This is a genomic window from Pelomonas sp. BJYL3, assembly GCF_027257975.1.
In the GTDB taxonomy this organism is placed as follows: Bacteria; Pseudomonadota; Gammaproteobacteria; order Burkholderiales; family Burkholderiaceae_C; genus Roseateles_B; species Roseateles_B flavus.
On record NZ_JANZKX010000002.1, the window covers coordinates 174,313 to 194,313 of the forward strand.

A 20,001-nucleotide genomic window follows, 5' to 3' on the forward strand; every position below is an offset into this window, starting at 1 on the left:
GCCTCCACGGCTCAGGGCGTCGTGGGGCCCAGCACCTGCAGCAGCTGCACGCGGGAGGAGATGCAGGCGGCGTCGAAGTCGGCCTGGATCTGGGTCAGGGCCTCGGTGTCGTGGGCGTCGATGGTGGCAATGCCGATGGCACGGTTGCGGCCCTGGGCCTTGGCGGTGTAGAGCACCATGTCGGCCCAGTTGACCGCCTGCTCCCAGTGCAGGGACAGGCCCGTGGGCGGCAGCGGGAAGTGCGCGAAGCCGACCGAGACCGTCACGTGCAGCGGGCCGTCGGGCGTCTGCACGGCCTCACCACCCACGGCGAAGAGGATGCGCTCGGCCATCTGCTGCAGCTGGGCCGGCGGCACGCCGGGGATGAAGACCAGGAACTCCTCGCCGCCCCAGCGCACCACGAGATCCTCCTCGCGCACGGCCTGGCTGATGCGGCGCGAGACCTCGCAGATGACGGCGTCGCCCGCCGAGTGACCGTGCTCGTCGTTGACGTGCTTGAAGTGGTCGATGTCCACCATCAGCAGCGCGCCGTTGAAGGTGTTGGCGGCATGCTGCTCCATCACCGCCATGAAGTGGCGGCGGTTGGCGAGGTTGGTCAGGGGGTCGCGCTCGCTCTGGGCGCGCAGCAGGGCCTCGTTGGCCTTGAGCTGGCGATTGGCCAGGCGCACCTTCTTCAGCATCACCACCAGCAGCGGCAGCAGCAGCGCGGTCAGCAAGGCCAGGGCCATGCCCACGCGCTGGGCCAGCACGCTGTTGGAGACCTGGCGGGCCTTGAGCTCGCCATCGCGCTGCAGCAGGGTCAGCTCGGCGCTCTTGCGGTCGCTGTCGTAGCGCAGCCTGAGCTCGTCCAGCTGGGCCTTGCGCGACGCTTCCTGTACCTGAAGGCTCTGCTCGCGCTCGGCGATCAGGGCCTTGAGGGCCTCGGCCCACTGGCCGCTCTCGGCCCAGGCATCGGCGAGCTCTTCCAGCTCATGGCTGCGCTCGGCCGCGCCGACGAGCTCCGGGCGCATCGCGTCCAGGCGGCGCCGCTCCTGGCGTGCGGCATCGAACTGGTGCAGCTGGATCAGGGCCAGGCTCATGTTGTGGCGCACGATGCGCTCCATGCGGCGGTCCTGGAATTCCTCCAGGGCCGGCAGGGCCAGGCGGGCCGTGGCCAGGGCGCGCTCGGGCTGCTTGGCGCTCAGGTAGAAGTCAGCAAGATTGCTGCGCACCACGGCCTCGACCCGGCGGGCGCCTGCGCTGTGCGCCAGGCTCAAGGCCTCCTCCAGCGCGCGCAGCTGGCCGCTGCGGTCCTTGCGCGCGACGGCGATGCCGCCCTCGTAGACCTTGATGCGGGCCAGGGTCGGCTGGTCGCCCTGCGCAGCCTGCAAGGCCTGCGCCAGATGCTGGCGGCCGGCCTCGACCTGGTCCTGCTCGTGCTCGGCCACGGCCAGGCGGCCCAGGCTCAGGGCCAGCAGTCCCGGCAGCTTGAGCTGGCGGGCCAGTGCGACATGGCGCTCGAGCACCGTGATGGCGCTGGCGCCGGCCCCGGTGGCTTCCTGGCTCAGGGCCAGCAGACGCAGGCCCAGCCAGGTGGCGGTGGCATCGCAGCCGGCCTCCACGCTCTCCCTGAGCTCAGCCTCCTGCCGGTCCCACAGGCAGGGCGGATGCAGCAGCTCCAGCCCCTTGCGGGCCAGCTCGCTGGCGGCTTGCGGATGGTCCTGGCGCTCGGCCACCATGGCGCGGATCAGCTGGGCATGGCCGGGGAAGTCCTGGTCCAGCTGGCGTGCCAGGGTCTCGGCCTCGGCGGCGCCCTGGCCCGAGGTCAGGGCGGCCGCCAGTGCGAGGGTCAGCTCCGCCTGCAGGGGAGCATCCCCCGCGGACTGGGCCAGCTGCACCATGGGCCGCAGTGAGCGGGCGGCCTCCACCGGGCGGTCGTAGGCCAGCAGGGTGAGCACCAGGGCCTCGCGGCGCAGCTCGGCCCGGCTGGAGGCGGCGGCGCCTGCGGGCGCGGGGGCGGCCAAGGGGCCGGTCACGGGAGCGAGCGCGGGGCCGGGTGCCGGGCCGGGCGCCGCGCTGGCGGTGCCGGCGGCCAGGGCCAGCAGCAGGGGCAGCAGGCGCTTCATGTGCGGGGCTCCGTCCATTGGGCCGGGCCGGCCTGCGTCGAAAGCCGGACCTTGCCGTCGTGCCAGGCGGCTTCCATCTGCTCGGCCAGGTGCAGCAGGCCCTCGCCGTCGCTGGCATCGGCCCATTGCAGGCCGTAGGCCTTGTTGCGGCCGTGGGCCTTGGCCATGTACATGAGGGTGTCGACCATGTCGATGGCGCGCTCCCAGTGCAGGGACACGCCGTGCGGCTCGATGGGCAGGCTGGCGAAGCCGATGGAGGCCGTCACCGGCACCGTGTGGCGTTCGTGGGTCACGGGCTGGCCGCCGATGGCCTCCAGCAGGCGCTGGCCCAGGTGCTGGGCGAAGACGGGGTCGCAGGACTTGATCACGATGAGGAACTCCTCGCCGCCCCAGCGCACCACGAGGTCGTCCTCGCGCAGGGCCTGGCGCAGGCGGCGGGAGACCTCCACCAGCACGGTGTCGCCCGCGGCGTGGCCGTATTGGTCGTTGATGCGCTTGAAGTGGTCGATGTCGATCAGGAAGACGCTGCCGCGCAGCAGGTCCTGTTCCTCGCGCTGGCGGATGGCTGCCTGGAAGTGGCGGCGGTTGGCCAGGCCGGTGAGCGGGTCGCGCTCGCTCTGCACCTTGAGCCGCTCGTTGGTGCTCTGCAGGGCCAGATTGGTCCGGCGCACGCGGCGGTAGGCCATCAGCAGCAGCGCGCCGGCGGCCAGCACGCAGCCGCCCATCAGCAGCCACAGGCGGAACTCCAGCTGGCTGGCGCGCAGCTGCTCGTTCTTGAGGCTCATGTCGCGGTTGAGCAGCTCGAACTCGCGGCTGCGGCGGTCCGCCTCCAGGGCCTCCTGCGCTTCCAGGACGGTCTTGCGGAGGTCGTCGCGGTAGAGCTGGCGGCGGAACTGGCGCTCCTTCAGGTAGGCCTGGACGGCCTCCTGCGTCAGGCCCACGTCCTGCAGCGCGCGGCCGTACTCCTCGTAGAGCGCGTCCAGCCCGGTCGCGGAGCCGGCGTCGGTGACCAGCTTGAAGCCGGCCTCGACCTCCTGCCGGCCCTGCGCCACCTGCCCCGTGTGCATCAGCGCGATGCCCAGGTTGTGGCGGGCCAGCGATTCGGAGAACACGTCCTTGCGCTTCTGCGCCAGGCGGATGGCCTCGGTGGTCAGGGCGATGGCGCCGTTCCATTCGCGCTTGCGCAGGAAGTCGTCGGCCCGGTTGGCCAGGGCGTTGGAGATCAGGTCCTCGAGGCCGGTCTCGCGCGCGGCGTCCAGGGCCGCCTGCGAGCTGCGCTCGGTGATGGCGCGGTCGCGGTCCTGGAACATGGAGCCGCGGTTGACCTCGATGAAGTAGCGCAGCAGCGGGTTCTTGTCATTGAGGGCGAGCTGCTCGGCCTCCTCCTGCGCCTTCACGGCCTGCTCGAACTGCTGGGCGGCCGCATAGGTGCCGGCCAGCTGCAGCCGGGCAAAGACGCGGCGCGAGGGCGAGGCGGCGGGCCCGTCGGACAGCTCCAGGGCCCGGTGGGCGGCGCGCAGGGCGCGGTCGAATTCGCCCTGATCGGTGAACAGGCCTGCCTGCATGGCGTAGAGCGTCAGCAGCAGGCGGGGGGGCTGGCCGGTCTCGTCCAGCTTGTCCAGGACCGACAGGATCTTCTTGAGCTTCTGGCCCTGGCCCGACAGCGCCGCGCGGCGCGCCTCGATCACGGCCAGGGTCAGGCGCACCGTGGTGTCGATGCGTGCGTCCTCGCGGCCCGGCCACTGCTCCAGCTGCTGGCGCAGTTCCTCGTAGCGCTCGGCTTCGTCGACCCGCGCCACGACCACCGCGCGCAGGCCCAGCACTTCCAGGCGGGCGGGGCTGCCTGGCGGCAGCTTGGCGGCCATCTCGCGGAGCTCGTCGTCCGTCTGGCGCGGATGCATGCGGATGGTGAGCTCCATCTCGTCCAGCTTGGCCAGCAGTTCGGGCGAGGGCGCCTGCGCCAGGGGGGCGCTGCTGCCCTCGGGCTGGCAGGCGGCCAGGCCGAGCACGAGCAGGCCCATCGCCAGGCCAAGGCGCCAGCGCGGGGGGACGGGGCGTGAGCAGGTTCTCATCGACGGGGCGTTGAGCCGATTTGACGCTGAGAGCGGAGCTTCGACGAGGGCCGGCATCGCGTTTTAGTCAAAAAAATACGCAGATATCGACGATCAATGGCGCGGACCACGGGGCGCCAGCAGCAGGTTCAGCAGCAGTGCGCCGAAGGTGGCGGTCCCGATGCCGCCCAGCGCGAAGCCGCCCAGGCGCAGGGTGTAGTCCCCGGTGCCGATGATCAGGGTGATGGCCGCCAGCATCAGGTTGCGGTGCTGGCTGAAGTCCACCCGGTTGTCGACCCAGATCTTGGCGCCGGCCACGGCGATGAGCCCGAAGACCACGATGCTGACCCCGCCCATCACCGGCAGCGGAATGGTCTGGATCAGGGCGCCGAACTTGGGCGAGAAGCCCAGCATGACGGCCAGCAGCCCTGCCACCACGAAGACGGCGGTGGAGTAGATGCGGTTGGCGGCCATCACGCCGATGTTCTCGGCGTAGGTGGTGACGCCCGTGCCGCCGGCGGCGCCGCTGAGCATCGTGGCCAGGCCGTCGCCCATGAAGGCCCGGCCCATGTCGCGGTCGATGTCGCGCCCGGTCATCGCGGCCACGGCCTTGAGGTGGCCCAGGTTCTCGGCCACCAGGATCAGGGCCACCGGCGCGATCAGCAGCATCGCCCCGGTCTCGAAGCGCGGGCTGGCGAAGTGCGGCAGGCCGAACCACGCGGCCTGTGCCACGCCGCTGAAGTCCATGGGCTTGCCCAGCCCGAGGCCGTTGGTGAGCACGGCATACAGCACGCTGGCGATCAGCAGGCCCGCCAGGATCAGCAGGCGCTGCAGCAGGCCGCGGCTGCGCACGGCCACCAGGGCCACGCTGAGGAAGGTCAGGCCCTGGACCCAGGCGTCGAAGGGCGTGGGCGCCATGTTCTTGATGGGCACGCTGGCCAGGTTCAGGCCGATCACGGCGACGATCGCGCCGGTCACCACCGGCGGCATCAGGCGCTCGATCCAGCCCGTGCCCAGCCATTGCACCAGGGCGCCGATCAGGAAATAGAGCGCGCCGCAGGCCACGATGCCGCCCAGGGCCAGACCGATCTGCGCATTGGGACCGCTGCCGCCATAGCCGGTGGCGCTGATCACCACGCCGATGAAGGCGAAGCTGGAGCCCAGGAAGCTGGGCACGCGGCCGCCCACCATGAAGAAGAACAGCAGGGTGCCGATGCCGCTCATCAGGATGGCGACATTGGGGTCGAAGCCCATGAGCAGGGGCGCCAGCACGGTGGCGCCGAACATGGCCACCACATGCTGCAGGCCCAGGGCGACGGTCTGCGGCCAGGCCAGGCGTTCATCCGGGGCGACGGCCTGCCCGTCCAGGGCGGCGACCTGACGCCATTGGGGGATCCAGCTCACAGCGCGCTCCTCTCAGGCTGCTTTTGACTTCTGAAGCTCGGAATTTCCCGGCCCCTTGACTCAGGGGAGCGTGGCTTCCGGCACCTGTGCGCGCAGTGTAGTGAGCGGGGGAGCGGCCCCGGCTCGGGCTATATCCCTATATAGGGCGACCCCCGTCGCGGAAAGTTGCACATTTTGTAACGATTTGCCTGATTTGCGGACGTACCCATGCCGGGGATATATCGCCGGAGCCTCCATGAAGGGCCGCCGGGGTCAGGTCTTGTCGCCCCGGGGTCAGGTCTCCTGAGACGGCCGGCGTGGTGCCCGGGGCAGTGACCGACGCGGCTTCAGGCCGCCTCGGCCAGCCAGGCCGCCACCTGGCGCTGCACGGCCGCGTCGTCCAGCAGGCGGCGGTGGCCCAGGCCCTCGGTCAGCCGCAGCGTTGCATGGGGCAGGGCCGCGGCCAGGGCCTCGCTGTAGGCGGCCGGCACGGCGCGGTCCTGGCGGTCGTGCACCAGCAGCACGGGCAGCGCCAGATGCCGGCCCAGCCAGGCGGGCTCGAAGCCGGCCAGCCCCGGGCGGGCGCGCGCCTCCAGGGCCTGGCGCAGGCGCTCCCGCACGGCCGATCCCAGGCCGAAGCTGGCCACGAAGCCCTCCAGCAGGTGCCGCGGCGGGGCGGAGCAGGCCAGCAGGGCCAGGCGTTGCGTGGGCAGGCCGCGGGCCACGCCATGGGCGGCGGCCAGGGCGCCGATGGAATGGGCCGCGATGCCCACCCAGGGCCCCTGCTCGACCGTGAGCACCTGCAGGGCGCGCTGCCACTGGGCGATGTCGGTGCGCCAGCCGCTGCTGCGGCCGTGGGCGGGCCAGTCCAGCACATGCGGCGACAAGCCCGCGTCCCAGCAGGCCTGGGCCAGGCCGCGCAGCTGCGCCGCCTGGCCGCTCCAGCCGTGCAGCAGCAGCACGCGCGGGCGCTCGGCGCCGTCCGGCCGGTGCCACAGCTGCAGGCGGCGGGTCTCGAAGGGCAGGGTCAGGCCTTGCCAGGGGGCCATCGAGGGCCGGCGCTGCAGCAGGCGCGGCGGCAGGGGCGTGTCGAAGAGGCGCAGGGCCAGCCGCGCCGCCTGCGCGGGGGCGTGGCGCTGCAGCAGGTCCAGGCCGGCGCGCAGCCCCTGGAGCAGGCGGCCCTGGGCGTAGAAGCGGTCGACGGCGGGGCGGGTCGGCGCGGAGGGATGGGGCGGGTGGGGTTGCGGGATCTGACTCATGGGCTCACCCCAGAAAGAAGTCGCGGTTGTGGGAGGGGATGGCGCGCCACAGGCGCTGCAGACCTTGCCAGCCGCGCCACACAAGGCCGGCCAGCCCGCACAGGGCCAGGATCATGAGGGGGCTGAACATGGTGAGGGCCTTTCGATGCATTTCGCACGATCGTGCGAAGTTGGGTGAAATGAAGCGCTCCGTGAAGGAGCGAGGACGGGTCAGGGCGGGGTCGGACGCAGGCCCTGCATGAGGCGTTGGTAGGCGGTCCAGCCGCGCTCGGCGGCCAGCGGGTCGCGCAGGAAGCGGGTCTCCCGCACGACGGCGGTGAAGACGGCGTCGAGGTCGAAGACCAGCTGGTCGGGGTCCAGGTCCGCCTGCAGGTGGCCGCATTCGATGGCTTGCAGCACGCTGCGCCGGAGCACCTGACGCCAGCGTTTGACGCCGCTGAGCAGCATGTCGCGCAGCGGGCCCTCGCGGTCGTCGAATTCGAAGGCGCCTGCGGCGTAGAGGCAGCTGCCGCGGTGGCCGGCCTGGCAGGCGCGGGCCAGCCAGGCGCGCATGATGGCGTCCAGGCGCGGCAGGCCGCGGGGCTCGCGCAGGGCGGGCACGAGGATGTCCTGCTGGAAGCGGCGGTCGAATTCGTCCAGCACGGCTTTCTGCAGGGCCTCTCGCGAGCCGATGCGCGAGAACACGCCGCTCTTGGACAGGTTCAGGCGCTTGGCGATCTCGCCGATGGACAGGCTCTCCAGCCCCTCCAGCGCGGCCATCTCCAGCGCCATGTCCACGATGGCGGTCTGGGTCAGCTCGCTGCGTTCGGTCTTGGCTTCCATGATTGCGAATTTAGCACGACCGTGCGAACTTGCAAGCCACCCTGGCCGCAGCGAGGTTTTGCGACACTGGGCGCCTCTCCGTCCACCCCTGCCCTGCCATGCGTCTCCTGGCCGCCGCCGACTACCAGCCCGCCGTGCAAGCCCTGTTCGAGCGCTGCGCTGCCGCCCTGCAGGCCCTGCTGCCGGACGCGCAGGTGGAGCATGTGGGCGCCTCCTCCCTTCCCGGCGCCTGCTCCAAGGGGGACCTGGACATCTGCGTGCTCGTGGCCCCCGAGGCCCACCCGCAGGTCGTGGCGCGGCTGTGCGCCCAGGGTTTCGAGATCAAGGCCGACACCCTGCGCACGCCCGAGCTGTGCATGCTGCTGGCGCCGCCGGACTGGGCGCAGGGGCAAGACCTGGCCCTGCAGATCGTGGCGCGGGGCTCGCCCTTCGAGGACTTCCTGCGCTTTCGCGACGCCCTGCGCCGCGAACCGGCCCTCGTGGCCGCCTACGACGCCGTCAAGCGGGCGCACGCGGACCAGGGCGAGGACGCTTATCGCGCGGCGAAGGCCCGATTCATTGAATCCGTGCTGGCGCGGCCGGGCGACTGCCTATAGTGCGCCCCGCGCCGGTCGTTCGGCGGGATGGATGCCATGAGTGAAGTACAAGCGGTGGAGCCGCGCCAGGACTGGGCGGCCTTCGAGAAGCATGCCGGCGGCGTGGTGCTGGCCCTGCGCGAGCTGGGCCGTGCCGTGGCCGCCTCGGGCCTGGACCCGCGGCTTTGCGAGTTGCTCAAGGTGCGCGTCTCGCAGCTCAATGGCTGCGCCTTCTGCCTGCAGTACCACCTGAACGTGGGCCGCCAGCTGGGCCTGGGCGCCCTGCAGCTGGACCAGCTGGCCTGCTGGCGGGACTCCCCGGCCTTCGCCCCTCGCGAGCGGGCCGCCCTGGCCTGGGCCGAGGCGCTGACGCTGCAGGCTGCGCATCCGGATACCGAGGCGGTCTATGCCGCGCTGCAGTCGCAGTTCAGCCCGGCCGAGATCGCCAATGTGACCGCCGCCATCGGCCACATCAATGCCTGGAACCGCATCGCCGGGGGCTTGCGCTTCACGCCACCGGCGCCCTGAGCCACCCGCTGCGACTTCAGGCGGGTGGCGTCGGTGGTGCGCCCTCGATGTCCACGAACTCCCACCAGTGCAGCCAGAACAGCGGCCGGCGGTAGCCCTGCACCCAGGGCTGGGCGAGGTCGGTGACATAGCGGTGCCCGCGGTACTTGTAGGGCATGTAGGCCGTGGCCAGGCGCTTGCTCTCCTTGAACAGGGCCTGGCGCTGCGGGCCGTCGGGCAGGCCGCCGGCCTGGTCGAAGAGCCGGTCCATGGCCTCCAGGCGGAAGCGTGCGAAGTTGGAGGCGCCGATGTGCCCGCTGTGGAAGCTGGCCAGCGCGTCCTGTGCATCGGGCTTGGCGGCCGAGAGGGCCAGGCTCCAGATCATGTAGTGGCCGGCGCGCAGGGCCTTGAAGTTCTCGGGCCACTTGCCGGTGCGGAACTGCACGCGCAGGCCCACGGCGGCGAGGTTCTTCTGCCAGAGCTCGTCGATCTGGCGCTGGAAGCCGTCGGGCGTGGTGAGGCTTTCCAGCACCAGCTGGCGGCCGTCGGGGTCCTCGCGCCAGCCGTCGCCGTCGCGGTCGCGGTAGCCGTAGAGGTCCAGCAGGGCCTTGGCGCGGGCGGGGTCGAAGTCGCCCATCTCGCTCTTGTAGTTCGCGTCGTAGGCCGTGGTGTGCGGGATGTAGGGCGACTGCGCGGGGATGGCCTGGCCGCGGCGCGCCAGGCTGATCTCTCGCTGGCAGTCCGTGGCCAGGGCGATGGCGCGGCGCAGCGCCACGCGGGCCGGGGTGTAGCCGCCCACCACCGGGTCGTCCATGTTGAAGACGGTGAACAGTACGTCCGCCAGCAGGGCACGGTAGGCCTGGATGCCCTGGCGCGCGAGGTTGGGTGCGAGCTTGCCCTGGGGCAGGGCCTGCTGGATGAAGTCCTCCGGCGTGCGCTCCAGGAAGTCGAACTGGCGGTTGAGGAAGGACAGCCAGCGCGGCTGGTTCTCCTCGATGATGGCCACCTGCACCTGGTCGATCATGGGCAGGCGCCGGCCCTTGTAGCGGGCGAGCAAGGCCTGACCCTCCTTGTCGTCCGGCGCCGGCTGGGCGTCGTAGTAGCGCTCGCGGTAGTCCGGGTTGCGGTCCAGGGTGATCAGGGAGCTGCGCCGCCAGGCGCCCAGCACGAAGGGGCCGGTGCCCACCGGGTGCTCCATGGCCTGGCCGGGGTAGGCCTCGATGACCTCGCGGGCCACGGCGCCGTAGGTGTCGATCTGCGCGAAGACCTCCATCAGACGCGGCCGCGTCTCCTTCAGGCGGATCTGCAGGGTGTAGCGGTCCAGGGCGCGCAGGCCCTCGATGGGTTTGTCGTAGTCGAAGGGGGACTTGCTCTTGAGCAGGGCGGCGCGGTACTCGGCCAGGCCCAGGATGCCCAGCTCATCCACTTCGGACCACGACGGCGAGGCCACCTCCGGGTCGGCGAAGCGCTTCCAGCTGTAGACGAAGTCCTCGGCCACCAGCTCGCGGCGCTGGCCCTTGAAGGCGGGGTCGGCCGAGAAGTAGATGCCGGGGCGCACCCGCATGGTCCAGACCCGGAAGTCCTCGCTGACCTCGGGCATGCCCTCGGCCACCAGGGGCTTGAGCCGGGCGGGGCGGGCCAGGTGGTCGTAGGTGTAGAGGCCCTCGAAGATGTGGGCGGTGATGATGCGGGAATAGATGTCGCTGATGCGCGCCGGGTCGAAGCCGGTCTCGGCGATGCGGAAGGCGTAGCGCAGGACCTTGGCCGGCCCGCTGCCGGGCCGGGCCGCCTGGGCTGGCAGGCCCAGGCCGCTCAGGCCGGCCAGGGCCAGGAGTTCTCGGCGGGAGGGTCCGCCCGCTGGGGCGCGGAATGTCATGGGCTCAGTGTCGCGGAAGGCCTGGCTCCGAAGAGCACGTATTCACCCCTAGAGCCCCCCTGTGGGCGGGGCCGGGGTCTGCGGGTTGTCACGGGGGCGTGGGGCTGTTGCGGGGCGGCTCAGGGGCCGGCTCAGGGGCGGGCACGGCTCTGCTGCTCGACGTCGATGTCCACGAAGGCCCAGAAGTCGCGCATGTAGATGTTGCGGTCGTAGCCGATCACCCAGGGCTGGGCCATGTCGGTGTAGATGCGGTGCACCTCGGCCTTGAAGGGCATGTAGGCCACCAGCAGGCGCTGGGCCTCGGTCATCAGGGCCTGGCGCTCCGGGCCGTTGGGCAGGCGCTTCTGACGGGCATAGATCTTGTTGTACGCCGGCAGGTCGAAGCGCGACTTGTTCGCCTGACCCTTGTTGGGCCCGTAGCCCAGGCCCAGGAAGGCGTCGCCATCCGGTGCCGTGGCGCTCCAGCCCACGCCCCACATCTGCAGCCTGCCGGCATTGGCGGCCTTGAGGTTCTCCGGCCACTTGCCGAAGCGGAACTTGAGGCGCACCTGGATGGCGTCCAGCGCCTTCTGCCACAGCTCGGCCAGGGCGCGCTTCTCGCCGTCGGGCTCGGTGGTGTACTCGATGACCAGGGGCGAGCCGTCGGGCTGCTCGCGCCAGCCGTCGCCGTCCTTGTCCACGTAGCCGTAGAGGTCCAGCAGGGCGCGGGCGCGGCCGACGTTGTGCTGGCTCATCTCGGAGCGGAAGGCCGGGTCGTAGCCGAAGGTGCCGGGCGGGATGGGCCCCTGGGCGGGAATGGCCTGGCCGCGGCGGGGCAGGCGGATCACCTTGTCCAGGTCCACAGCCAGGGAGATGGCACGGCGCAGGGCCACCTTCTCGGGCGTGTAGCCGCCCACCACCGGGTCCTCCATGTTGAAGTAGGACAGGTACAGGTCCGCCCGCGCATAGCGCACCGCCTGCATGCCCCGCTTCGCCAGGTCGGGGGCGAGCTTGTTCTGGGGCATGTACAGCGGCAGGAACTCCTGCGGCACATCGTCCACCAGGTCGAACTCATTGCGCAGGAACGACAGCCAGCGCGGCTGGTTCTCCTCGATGACGGCAATCTCCACGCGGTCCACCATGGGCAGCTTGCGGCCCTTGAGGCGGGCGGCGGCCTCGACCATGCGGGTGTCCGCGGGGTCAGGTGTTTCCTCGTAGAACACGTCCCGGAAGTTGGGGTTCTTCTCGAGCACGATCAGGGAGCTGCGCCGCCACTCGGCCAGGCGCCAGGGGCCGGTGCCCACCGGGTGCTCCATGGTCTTGCCGGGATAGGCCTCGATCACCTCGCGGGCCACGGCGCCGAGCATGGCGTCGGCGAAGTTGTTGATGAAGCGCGGGTCCCCCAGCTCGGTGCGGACCTGGAAGGTGTAGCGGTCCAGCAGCTTGAGCGCGGGCACCTCGCGGTCGTAGTCGAAGGGCTTCTTGTTCTTGAGGGCGTCCTGGCGCAGCTCGGAGAGGCCCGGCAGCAGGGCGTTCTCCAGGATGTAGAGGTTGCTGCTCTTGTTGACCGGGTCGTAGTGGCGCTTGATCGAGTAGATGTAGTCGGCCGCGGTCAGCTCGCGCCTGCGGCCCTTGAAGGCGGGGTCGTCCGCGAAGTAGATGCCAGGCTTGATGCGGAAGGTGAGGGTCTTGAAGTCCTCGCTGATCTCCGGCAGCGCCTGGGCGGTGGAGGGCTTCAGGCGAACCGGGCGGGCCAGGTAGTCGAAGCGCAGCGGGGCGTCGAAGATGCCGGCGGTGATGGTGCGCGAGTAGAGATCGGAGACCTGGGCCGGGTCAAAGCCGGTCTCGGCCACGCGGATGGCGTAGCGCAGGACCTTCTTCGGGGCGGCCTCGGTGGCCGCGGCCTCGGCAGGCTTGGCGGGCGTGGCGGGCGACGCCGCCGGCTGGGCCATCACCGGCGCCAGCGGGCCCAGGGCGCCCATCAGGAGAGCAACAACAACTACAGCGCGCATTCTTGGCATCCCTCGAGAACCGGCGTGCGGGGCATGGCGAGCCCGGCACGGGCTGGCGATTGTGACCCGGAAACGCCGGGCAAAGCCCTGGAATTCCCCTAGGAGAAATCCGGCATCGCCTCCGCATAAACCGGCATGGGCAGGGGGCTGGGCCTGCACTAGACTGCGCCCGAAGTCCGAGCGGCCAGCGCCCGCCGCCGGGTCCCCTTCTGAGCCCTGGCCGCCGCCGGGGCTGGCAGTCCGATTTGGAGACCGACAGCCATGACGGCCTATCTCTTGCGGCGCCTGTGGCAAATGATCCCCACCCTGCTGGGGGTCGTGCTGCTGGTGTTCTTCCTGTTCCGCTGGTTCGGCGGCGACCCTGCCGAGATCCTGGGCGGCCAGAACGCGTCCGCCGAGCAGATCCAGGCCATCCGCGAACAGCTGGGCCTGAACCGGCCGGTATGGGAGCAGCTGCTGATCTTCCTGAAGCAGATCGTCACCTTCAACTGGGGCCACAGCTGGGCCACCAACGAGTCCGTGGCCACGCTCTTCGCCACCCGCATGCCGGCCACGCTGACGGTGATGCTGCCCATCCTGTGCCTGGAGGTGCTGCTGGCCATCCCCTTCGCGCTGGCCGTGTCCGCCGTGCGCGGCTCGCTGACCGACCGCGCGGTGATGGTGCTCAGCACGGTGGCGGTGTCCATCTCGCTGCTGGTCTACGTGATCGTGGGCCAGTACTTCTTCGCCTTCCGCCTGGGCCTGTTCCCGGTGCAGGGCTGGAGCAACAGCACCTGGACCAACCTCACCACCTACGCGCCCCTGCCCGTGATGGTGGCCGTGGCGGTGGCACTGGCGCCCTACACGCGGCTGTACCGCAGCTTCTTCCTGGACGAGATCGGCCATGACTACGTGCGCACCGCCCGCGCCAAGGGCCTGCCCGAGCGCCGCATCCTGCTCAAGCACGTGCTGCGCAATGCCATGATCCCCATCCTCACCAACATCTCCGTGGCCCTGCCCGGCGTGTTCGTGGGCTCCTTCCTGCTGGAAGTCTTCTTCTCCATCCCCGGCCTGGGCCGTGAGCTGCTGCTGGCCGTCAACCGCAGCGACTTCCCCGTCATCCAGGCCTTTGCCATCTACCTGGCCATGCTGACCATGGTGATCAACCTCCTCACCGACCTGCTCTACAAGTGGGTCGATCCGCGGGTGGTCCTCAAATGAGCGCCACCCTGACTTCCGCACCGGCCGCGACCGGCGCCGACTCGCGCGACTCGCAGGGCGTCTGGGCCGCGGCCTGGCAGCGCATGCGCGGTGACCGTCTGGGCATGGCCTGCCTGTGGGTGGTGGCTGTCTTCCTGGGCCTGGTACTGGCCACGGGCCTGGGCCTGATCGCCTCGGGCTGGCAGAAGGAGATCGGGGTGCCCAATGCGCCCCCCGGCTTCATGGGCCCGGCGCCGGCCGAGTCCAGCCAGGCCGCGCAGGGGCCCAAGGGCCCCAACGTGGACCTCTCCGACATCGACCCCCTGGCCCCGCGCTACGCCGAGTGGGACGCCAAGGCCAGCAGCTTCAAGACCGAGGACCTGGTCAAGCAGGAGACCCTGCCCTTCGGCGCCGACCGCCTGGGCCGCGACGTGCTCTCCAAGGTGATGAAGGGCGCCGAGGTGTCCATCATGGTGGGCGTGCTGGCGGCCCTCGTCGCCACGCTGATCGGCACCGTGCTGGGGGCCCTGTCCGGCTTTTTCGGCCGGCGCGTGGGCGACTTCCTCGAGTGGGTCTACAACGTCTTCACCGCGGTGCCGGACATCCTGCTGATCTTCGCCTTCGCGGCCATCTTCGGCCGCGGCGTGCTGCCGGTGGTGATGATCCTGGGCCTGGCGGGCTGGACCGGCGTCTACCGGCTGGTGCGGGCCGAGTTCATCAAGCATTCCAGCCGCGAGTACGTGCGCGCCGCCGAGGCCATCGGCGCCTCGCAGGGCTCGCGCATGTTCCGCCACATCCTGCCCAACGTGTCCCATGTGACGCTGGTGCAGCTGTCCCTGCTGGTGGTGCGCTTCATCAAGAGCGAGGTGATCCTGTCCTACCTGGGCCTGGGCGTCAGCGTGGACCAGGTCTCCTGGGGCACCATGCTGGCCGAGGCCCAGAGCGAGCTGATCCTGGGCTACTGGTGGCAGCTCACCGCGGTGGCCGTGTGCATGGCGGTGTTCGTGACGGCGTTTGCGCTGTTCACCGATGCGCTGCGCGACGCGCTGGACCCGAAACTCCGTGGTCTCGAGTGATGACCCACCCACCCCCTACGCGCTCCGCGCGCCCCCTCGAAGGGGGCCAGCCCGCAGGCCCGGCAAAGCCGGATCCTCGGGCTGCACTCGGTCAAGTCCGATGGTGTCAGGGCCGCAACGAATGCGAGATGACATGCTGTTGAGTATCCAAGACCTCCACGTCGCCTTCCGCATGGGCAAAGTGCGCGGCGAGGTGCAGCGCCAGCAGGCGGTGAAGGGCATCAGCTTCGACGTGCCGGAGAACAGCACCGTGGCCCTGGTGGGCGAGTCGGGCTCGGGCAAGAGCGTCACGGCCATGTCCATCCTGAACCTGCTGCCGGACAACGCCGAGCGCAGCGGCCGCATCCTCTTCCAGGGCCGCGACCTGCTGCAGAGCGCGCCGCGCGAGCTGCAGGCCCTGCGCGGCCGCGAGATCGCCTGCGTGTTCCAGGACCCCATGAGCTCGCTCAACCCGGTCTTCACCGTGGGCGACCAGATCATGGAGCCGCTGATGCTGCATCTGGGCATGAGCCGCAAGCAGGCCCTGGCCCGCGCCGAGGAGCTGCTCAACGAGGTGGGCATCCCCGACCCCAAGCGCCGCCTGGGCAGCTATCCGCACGAGATGTCCGGCGGGCAGCAGCAGCGGGTGATGATCGCCCTGGCCCTGTCCTGCGGCCCCAAGCTGCTGATCGCCGACGAGCCCACCACCGCGCTGGACGTCACCATCCAGCGCCAGGTGATGGAGCTGCTGGCGAAGCTGAAGGAGGCTCACCGCATGAGCCTGCTCTTCATCTCGCACGACCTGGGCGTGGTCGGCGAGATCGCGGACCACGTGGTGGTGATGCGCCACGGCCAGATCCGCGAGCAGGCGCCGGTGGCGCAGATCTTCCAGTCTCCGCAGGATGCCTACACCCGCGCCCTGCTGGCCTGCCGCCCCTCGCTGCAGGACAACCCGGCCCGGCTGACGGTGATCGACGACCACATCGCCGGCCGCGCGGCACGGCAGGCCGTGAGCACCAAGGACCCGGACGCCCCGGTGATCCTGGAGGCGCGCGGCCTGCGCAAGAGCTTCTTCTTCCGCGAGGGCCTGTTCGGCCGCAAGGAGTTCCAGGCCGTCAAGGACGTCAGCTTCCGCCTGCGCAAGGGCCACACCCTGGGCGTGGTGGGCGAGTCCGGCTCGGGCAAGACCACCATGGGCCTGACCCTGCTGCGCCTGCACGAACCCACCGGCGGCGAGGTGCTGTTCGAGGGCCGCGACCTGCTCAAGATGGGCGCATCCGACTGGCAGCAGATGCGCCGCCGCATCCAGGTCGTCTTCCAGAATCCCTATGCCTCGCTGAACCCGCGCTTCACCATCGCCCAGACCCTGGTGGAGCCCATGGAGATCCACGACATCGGCGCGGACCACGAGGAGCGCCTGGAGATTGCCGCCGGCCTGCTCAAGAAGGTGGGCCTGGACGAATCGGCCCTGCCCAAGTACCCGCACGAGTTCTCCGGCGGCCAGCGCCAGCGCATCGCCATCGCGCGCTGCCTGACGCTCAAGCCCGAGGTGCTGGTGCTGGACGAGGCCGTGTCGGCGCTGGACGTGTCCGTGCAGGCCCAGGTGCTGAACCTGCTGAAGGACCTGCAGGACGAGTTCGGCCTCAGCTACATCTTCATCAGCCACGACCTGGCCGTGGTGCGCTTCATCTCGGACGAGGTGCTGGTGATGCAGCACGGGGACGTCGTCGAGCAGGCCGAGACCTCCCAGCTGCTGGCCGCGCCGAAGCAGGACTACACGAGGCGGCTGCTGGGCGCGGTGCCCCGCGGCTACCAGGGCGCCGGGCAGAGCGCCTGAGCCGGCCCGCACAGCGGTCTGTCCTTCGCCTGTGGCAGTTCGTCGCTTGGGCGATGAGACCCGGGCTTGCCGGCCCTACAGTCGCGTCCATTCCAAACGAACTCCCCGGAGGATCCCCATGAAGCGCATCGCCACCCTGGCCGCCGTCACTGTCGCCGCCCTGCTCTGCACCGCCTGCGTCATCGCCCCCAACGGCGAGCGCGTCATCAGCGACCGCGATGCGCTGACCCAGATGAGCGAGCAGGCCATCAAGACCTGCGGTGCCGGCAACGTCAAGGACGTGACGCACAAGAGCTTCACCTGCAAGTGAAGGGCCGTCACGAGCCAGGCCTATGATCGGCGCATGCAAAGCCATGTGAACGCCAACGGCCTGCGCATCGCCGTCGACGACCAGGGGCCCCGCGGGGCCCCTGCGCTCTTGATGATCATGGGACTGGGGATGCAGCTGATCGCCTGGCCCCAGGGCCTGGTCGAGGCCCTCACCGCGCGCGACCTGCGCGTGGTCCGCTTCGACAACCGCGACATCGGCCTCAGCCAGCACCTGGACCACCTGGGCCTGCCGCATGTCGGCTGGGCGTCCTTCAAGCACCTGCTGCACCTGCCCGTGCGCAGCCCCTACAGCCTCGCCGACATGGCCCGCGACGCCCTGGGCGTGCTGGACGCCCTGGATCTGCCCCGCGCCCATGTCTGGGGCGCCTCCATGGGCGGCATGATCGCCCAGCACCTGGTGGACCAGGCGCCGCAGCGCGTGCAAAGCCTGACCCTCATGATGACCACGGCCGGTGCCCGCCACCTGCCCGGCCCCACCTGGCCGGTGCGCCAGGCCCTGCTGGCCCGCCCGCCCCGGCGCGACGAGGCCACGCTGCAGGCGCATTTCGCGGCCCTGTACCGCCTGATCGGCAGCCCGGCCTACCCGCCGGCCGCCGGCTGGCTGGAGGCGCGCGTGCTCGAGGCCCTGCGCCGCAGCGACCATCCCCAGGGCATGCTGCGCCAGCTGATGGCCGTGGTGGCCGACGAGGACCGCACGCCGCTCGTGACCCGCGTCCAGGCGCCGGCCCTGGTGATCCACGGCGAGGCGGACCCCCTGGTGCCCGTGGCCGCCGGCCGCCACCTGGCCCGCCACCTGCGCCACGTCGAGACCGACTTCATCCCCGGCATGGGCCACGATCTGCCCGAGCCCCTGTGGCCGCGCTTCGCGGACCGGGTCGCCGCGCTGGTCCACGGCGCCGGCGCAGCATGAGTGTCGAAGCCGCCGGGCTGCGGACCGCCTGGCTGGCCACCTGCGCGGAGCTGTCGATCAGGCAAGACCTGACCCTCTTCGAGGACCTGCTGGCAGCCTGGAACCAGCCCTGGCGTCACTACCACGCCGGCCAGCACCTGCACGAGTGTCTGGCCGCCCTGGCGCAATGGCGTCAGCTCGCCCGCGAGCCCGGGCTGCTGGCCCTGGCCCTGTGGTTCCACGACGTCGTCTACGAGCCGCGAGCGCCTGACAACGAGGCCCGCAGCGCCGACTGGGCCCGCGCCGCCCTGCCCGCCCTGGGCCTGCCGGTGCCGGCCTGCGAGCGCGTGGCGCGGCTGGTGCTGGCCACGCGGGACCATGTGGCCAGTGATGCCGACATGGGCCTGCTGCTGGACCTGGACCTCGCCATCCTGGCCGCGCCCGCCGCGCGCTTTGCGCAATACGAAAGCCAGATCCGCGCCGAGTACGCCTTCGTGCCCGAGCCGGACTTCCGGGCGGGCCGGCGCCGCATCCTGCAGGGCTTCCTGGCGCGCGAGCGGCTCTTCGTCACCGAGGCCCTGCACGCGGCCTGGGACGCGGCGGCCCGCGCCAATCTGCGCCAGGCCTGCGAGGCGTTGGCCCAGTCCTAGAGCTGGGCCGCCACCACCCGCCCGCCGCGCAGCTGCACCCGTGCCTCGCCGAAGCGCGCCAGGTCCTCGGGGTCGTGGGTGATCATCAGCAGGGGGATCTGCACGCGGCCCAGCAGGCGCTCCAGCTCCTCGCGCAGGCGTTCGCGCAGCTCGGGGTCGAGCGCCGCGAAGGGCTCGTCCAGCAGCAGGGCGCGGGGCTCGGTGATCAGGGCGCGGGCCAGGGCCGTGCGCTGGCGCTGACCGCCGGAGAGCTGGTGCGGCAGCTGCGAGGCCACGCCGTCCAGCTCCATCAGGGCCAGCCAGTGGGCCAGCTTCTCGTTCATCACGCTGCGCGGCGGGTTGCGCCAGCCGCGCTGCAGGCCGAAGGCCACGTTCTGGCGCACGTTCAGCTGCGGGAAGAGCGCGTAGTCCTGGAACAGATAGCCCAGGCGCCGCTCGCGGCTGGGGCGGTCCAGGCGGGTGGCGCTGTCGAACAGCGGCTCGCCGGCCACGCAGATCCGACCCTCGTCAGGCTTCAGCAGGCCGGCCACGGCCTGCAGGGTGAGGCTCTTGCCGGCGCCCGAGGGGCCGTGGATCACCAGGCAGCGCGCCGAAGTGCTCAGGTCGAGCTCCAGGGCAAAACCTGACCCCGCCGCGCCGGGCGCGGGCGGCAGCTGCTTGCGCAGGCGGATCTCGAAGCTCATGGGGACTCCCGTCGCACGGCGTGCAGTCCCGCCAGGCGGGAAGCAAGCCCTTCGGGCGAGCGTGCGGGCTTCATGCCCGCTCCCGGCTCGGCGGCGCCAGGCGGCTGGCGGCCACCAGCACGGCCACGCAGCTCAGCGAGGTGATCCAGACCAGCAGCTGCGCCGTGTCATCCTGGCCGGCCTGCACGGCCTCGTAGATGGCGATGGAGAGGGTCTGCGTCTGCCCCGGAATGCTGCCCGCCACCATCAGCGTGGCGCCGAACTCGCCCAGGGCGCGGGCAAAGGCCAGCAGCAGGCCGGCCAGGAGGCCGCGCCAGGCCAGGGGCAGGCTCACGCGGCAGAACACCGCCCACTCGCTGAGGCCCAGCACGCGCCCGGCCTGCTCCAGCTGCGGGTCGACCTGCTCGAAGGCGCTGCGCGCGGCCTTGAGCACCAGCGGAAAGGCCACCAGGGCCGCGGCAAGGGTGGCGCCCTGCCAGGTGAAGATCAGGCGGATGCCGAAGGTCTCGAACAGCCAGGCGCCCAACCAGCCCTTGCGGCCCACCAGCACCAGCAGGTAGTAGCCCAGCACCGTGGGCGGCAGGACCAGGGGCAGGGTCAGGATGGCATCCAGCAGCTCGCGGCCTGGGAAACGCCAGCGCGCCAGGGCATAGCCCAGGGCCGTGCCCAGCAGCAGATCCAGGCCGCTGGCCCACAGCGCCACCTTCAGCGACAGGCCCAGCGCGATCAGGGCGTCAGGCATGCGCAGGCGGCAGCGGGCCGTTCGGAAGGGCGGTCATGGGGCAGGGCGTTCCGGCAGGGCGGGAGGC

The 20,001-nt window shown here is 71.1% G+C and carries 18 protein-coding genes; 8 read left to right on the forward strand and 10 right to left on the reverse strand.

The window, feature by feature from the left end; genetic code table 11:
• Positions 1-11: 11 nt before the first annotated feature.
• From O9Y01_RS06465 to O9Y01_RS06490, 6 genes are all read right to left on the reverse strand, one after another.
• Entirely contained in the window at positions 12-2,105 is a 2,094-nt protein-coding gene (locus tag O9Y01_RS06465) for a diguanylate cyclase domain-containing protein (RefSeq protein ID WP_269630715.1), read from the reverse strand.
• Positions 2,102-4,126 (reverse strand): diguanylate cyclase, encoded by a 2,025-nt coding sequence (locus O9Y01_RS06470; protein WP_269630716.1) that lies wholly within the window; start codon positions 4,124-4,126, stop codon positions 2,102-2,104. The genes O9Y01_RS06465 and O9Y01_RS06470 overlap by 4 nt, the downstream gene beginning before the upstream one ends.
• A gap of 144 nt (positions 4,127-4,270) precedes the next feature.
• Positions 4,271-5,560: a solute carrier family 23 protein gene (locus O9Y01_RS06475; protein WP_269630717.1), complete on the reverse strand. Its 1,290-nt coding sequence runs from the start codon at positions 5,558-5,560 to the stop codon at positions 4,271-4,273.
• A gap of 326 nt (positions 5,561-5,886) precedes the next feature.
• Positions 5,887-6,798 carry an alpha/beta hydrolase gene (locus tag O9Y01_RS06480; protein ID WP_269630718.1) on the reverse strand — a complete coding sequence of 304 codons (912 nt, stop codon included), beginning with the start codon at positions 6,796-6,798 and terminating at the stop codon, positions 5,887-5,889.
• Positions 6,799-6,802: 4 nt separating this feature from the next.
• A complete protein-coding gene (locus tag O9Y01_RS06485) occupies positions 6,803-6,928 on the reverse strand; it encodes a hypothetical protein (protein WP_269630719.1) in 126 nt (41 codons plus the stop codon).
• 80 nt (positions 6,929-7,008) lie between these two features.
• On the reverse strand, positions 7,009-7,620 hold the full coding sequence (locus O9Y01_RS06490; RefSeq protein ID WP_269630720.1) for a TetR/AcrR family transcriptional regulator: 612 nt from the start codon (positions 7,618-7,620) through the stop codon (positions 7,009-7,011).
• A 98-nt stretch (positions 7,621-7,718) separates the two neighbouring features.
• Between O9Y01_RS06490 and O9Y01_RS06495 the strand changes: the two genes are divergently transcribed.
• The gene (locus O9Y01_RS06495) at positions 7,719-8,216 is read left to right on the forward strand and encodes a GrpB family protein (RefSeq protein WP_269630721.1); all 498 of its coding nucleotides are present in this window, start codon (positions 7,719-7,721) and stop codon (positions 8,214-8,216) included.
• Positions 8,217-8,252: 36 nt separating this feature from the next.
• Complete coding sequence (locus O9Y01_RS06500; RefSeq protein ID WP_269630722.1) at positions 8,253-8,723, forward strand: carboxymuconolactone decarboxylase family protein; 471 nt, start codon at positions 8,253-8,255, stop codon at positions 8,721-8,723.
• Positions 8,724-8,739: 16 nt separating this feature from the next.
• On the opposite strand, the gene O9Y01_RS06505 is transcribed toward O9Y01_RS06500, so the two are convergent.
• Together O9Y01_RS06505 and O9Y01_RS06510 are read right to left on the reverse strand one after the other, a co-directional pair.
• Positions 8,740-10,578 carry an ABC transporter substrate-binding protein gene (locus O9Y01_RS06505; RefSeq protein ID WP_269630723.1) on the reverse strand — a complete coding sequence of 613 codons (1,839 nt, stop codon included), beginning with the start codon at positions 10,576-10,578 and terminating at the stop codon, positions 8,740-8,742.
• A gap of 131 nt (positions 10,579-10,709) precedes the next feature.
• Complete coding sequence (locus O9Y01_RS06510) at positions 10,710-12,569, reverse strand: ABC transporter substrate-binding protein (RefSeq protein WP_269630724.1); 1,860 nt, start codon at positions 12,567-12,569, stop codon at positions 10,710-10,712.
• 261 nt (positions 12,570-12,830) lie between these two features.
• Between O9Y01_RS06510 and O9Y01_RS06515 the strand changes: the two genes are divergently transcribed.
• The 6 genes from O9Y01_RS06515 (at position 12,831) to O9Y01_RS06540 (ending at position 18,509) form a co-directional block, all read left to right on the forward strand.
• Entirely contained in the window at positions 12,831-13,769 is a 939-nt protein-coding gene (locus tag O9Y01_RS06515; protein ID WP_269630725.1) for an ABC transporter permease, read from the forward strand.
• On the forward strand, positions 13,766-14,824 hold the full coding sequence (locus O9Y01_RS06520) for an ABC transporter permease (protein WP_269630726.1): 1,059 nt from the start codon (positions 13,766-13,768) through the stop codon (positions 14,822-14,824). Before O9Y01_RS06515 ends, O9Y01_RS06520 begins: the two co-directional genes overlap by 4 nt.
• Before the next feature lie 121 nt (positions 14,825-14,945).
• On the forward strand, positions 14,946-16,640 hold the full coding sequence (locus tag O9Y01_RS06525; RefSeq protein WP_269630727.1) for an ABC transporter ATP-binding protein: 1,695 nt from the start codon (positions 14,946-14,948) through the stop codon (positions 16,638-16,640).
• 118 nt (positions 16,641-16,758) lie between these two features.
• Complete coding sequence (locus O9Y01_RS06530) at positions 16,759-16,950, forward strand: hypothetical protein (protein ID WP_269630728.1); 192 nt, start codon at positions 16,759-16,761, stop codon at positions 16,948-16,950.
• 33 nt (positions 16,951-16,983) lie between these two features.
• A complete protein-coding gene (locus O9Y01_RS06535) occupies positions 16,984-17,880 on the forward strand; it encodes an alpha/beta fold hydrolase (RefSeq protein ID WP_269630729.1) in 897 nt (298 codons plus the stop codon).
• Complete coding sequence (locus O9Y01_RS06540) at positions 17,877-18,509, forward strand: HD domain-containing protein (RefSeq protein ID WP_269630730.1); 633 nt, start codon at positions 17,877-17,879, stop codon at positions 18,507-18,509. Before O9Y01_RS06535 ends, O9Y01_RS06540 begins: the two co-directional genes overlap by 4 nt.
• Here the strand turns inward: O9Y01_RS06540 and O9Y01_RS06545 are convergent.
• Together O9Y01_RS06545 and modB are read right to left on the reverse strand one after the other, a co-directional pair.
• Positions 18,506-19,192, reverse strand: a complete 687-nt coding sequence (locus O9Y01_RS06545) for an ATP-binding cassette domain-containing protein (protein WP_269630731.1) — start codon at positions 19,190-19,192, stop codon at positions 18,506-18,508. The genes O9Y01_RS06540 and O9Y01_RS06545 overlap by 4 nt on opposite strands.
• A 70-nt stretch (positions 19,193-19,262) precedes the next feature.
• The gene (modB, locus tag O9Y01_RS06550) at positions 19,263-19,934 is read right to left on the reverse strand and encodes a molybdate ABC transporter permease subunit (protein ID WP_269630732.1); all 672 of its coding nucleotides are present in this window, start codon (positions 19,932-19,934) and stop codon (positions 19,263-19,265) included.
• Between the last annotated feature and the right edge of the window lie 67 nt (positions 19,935-20,001).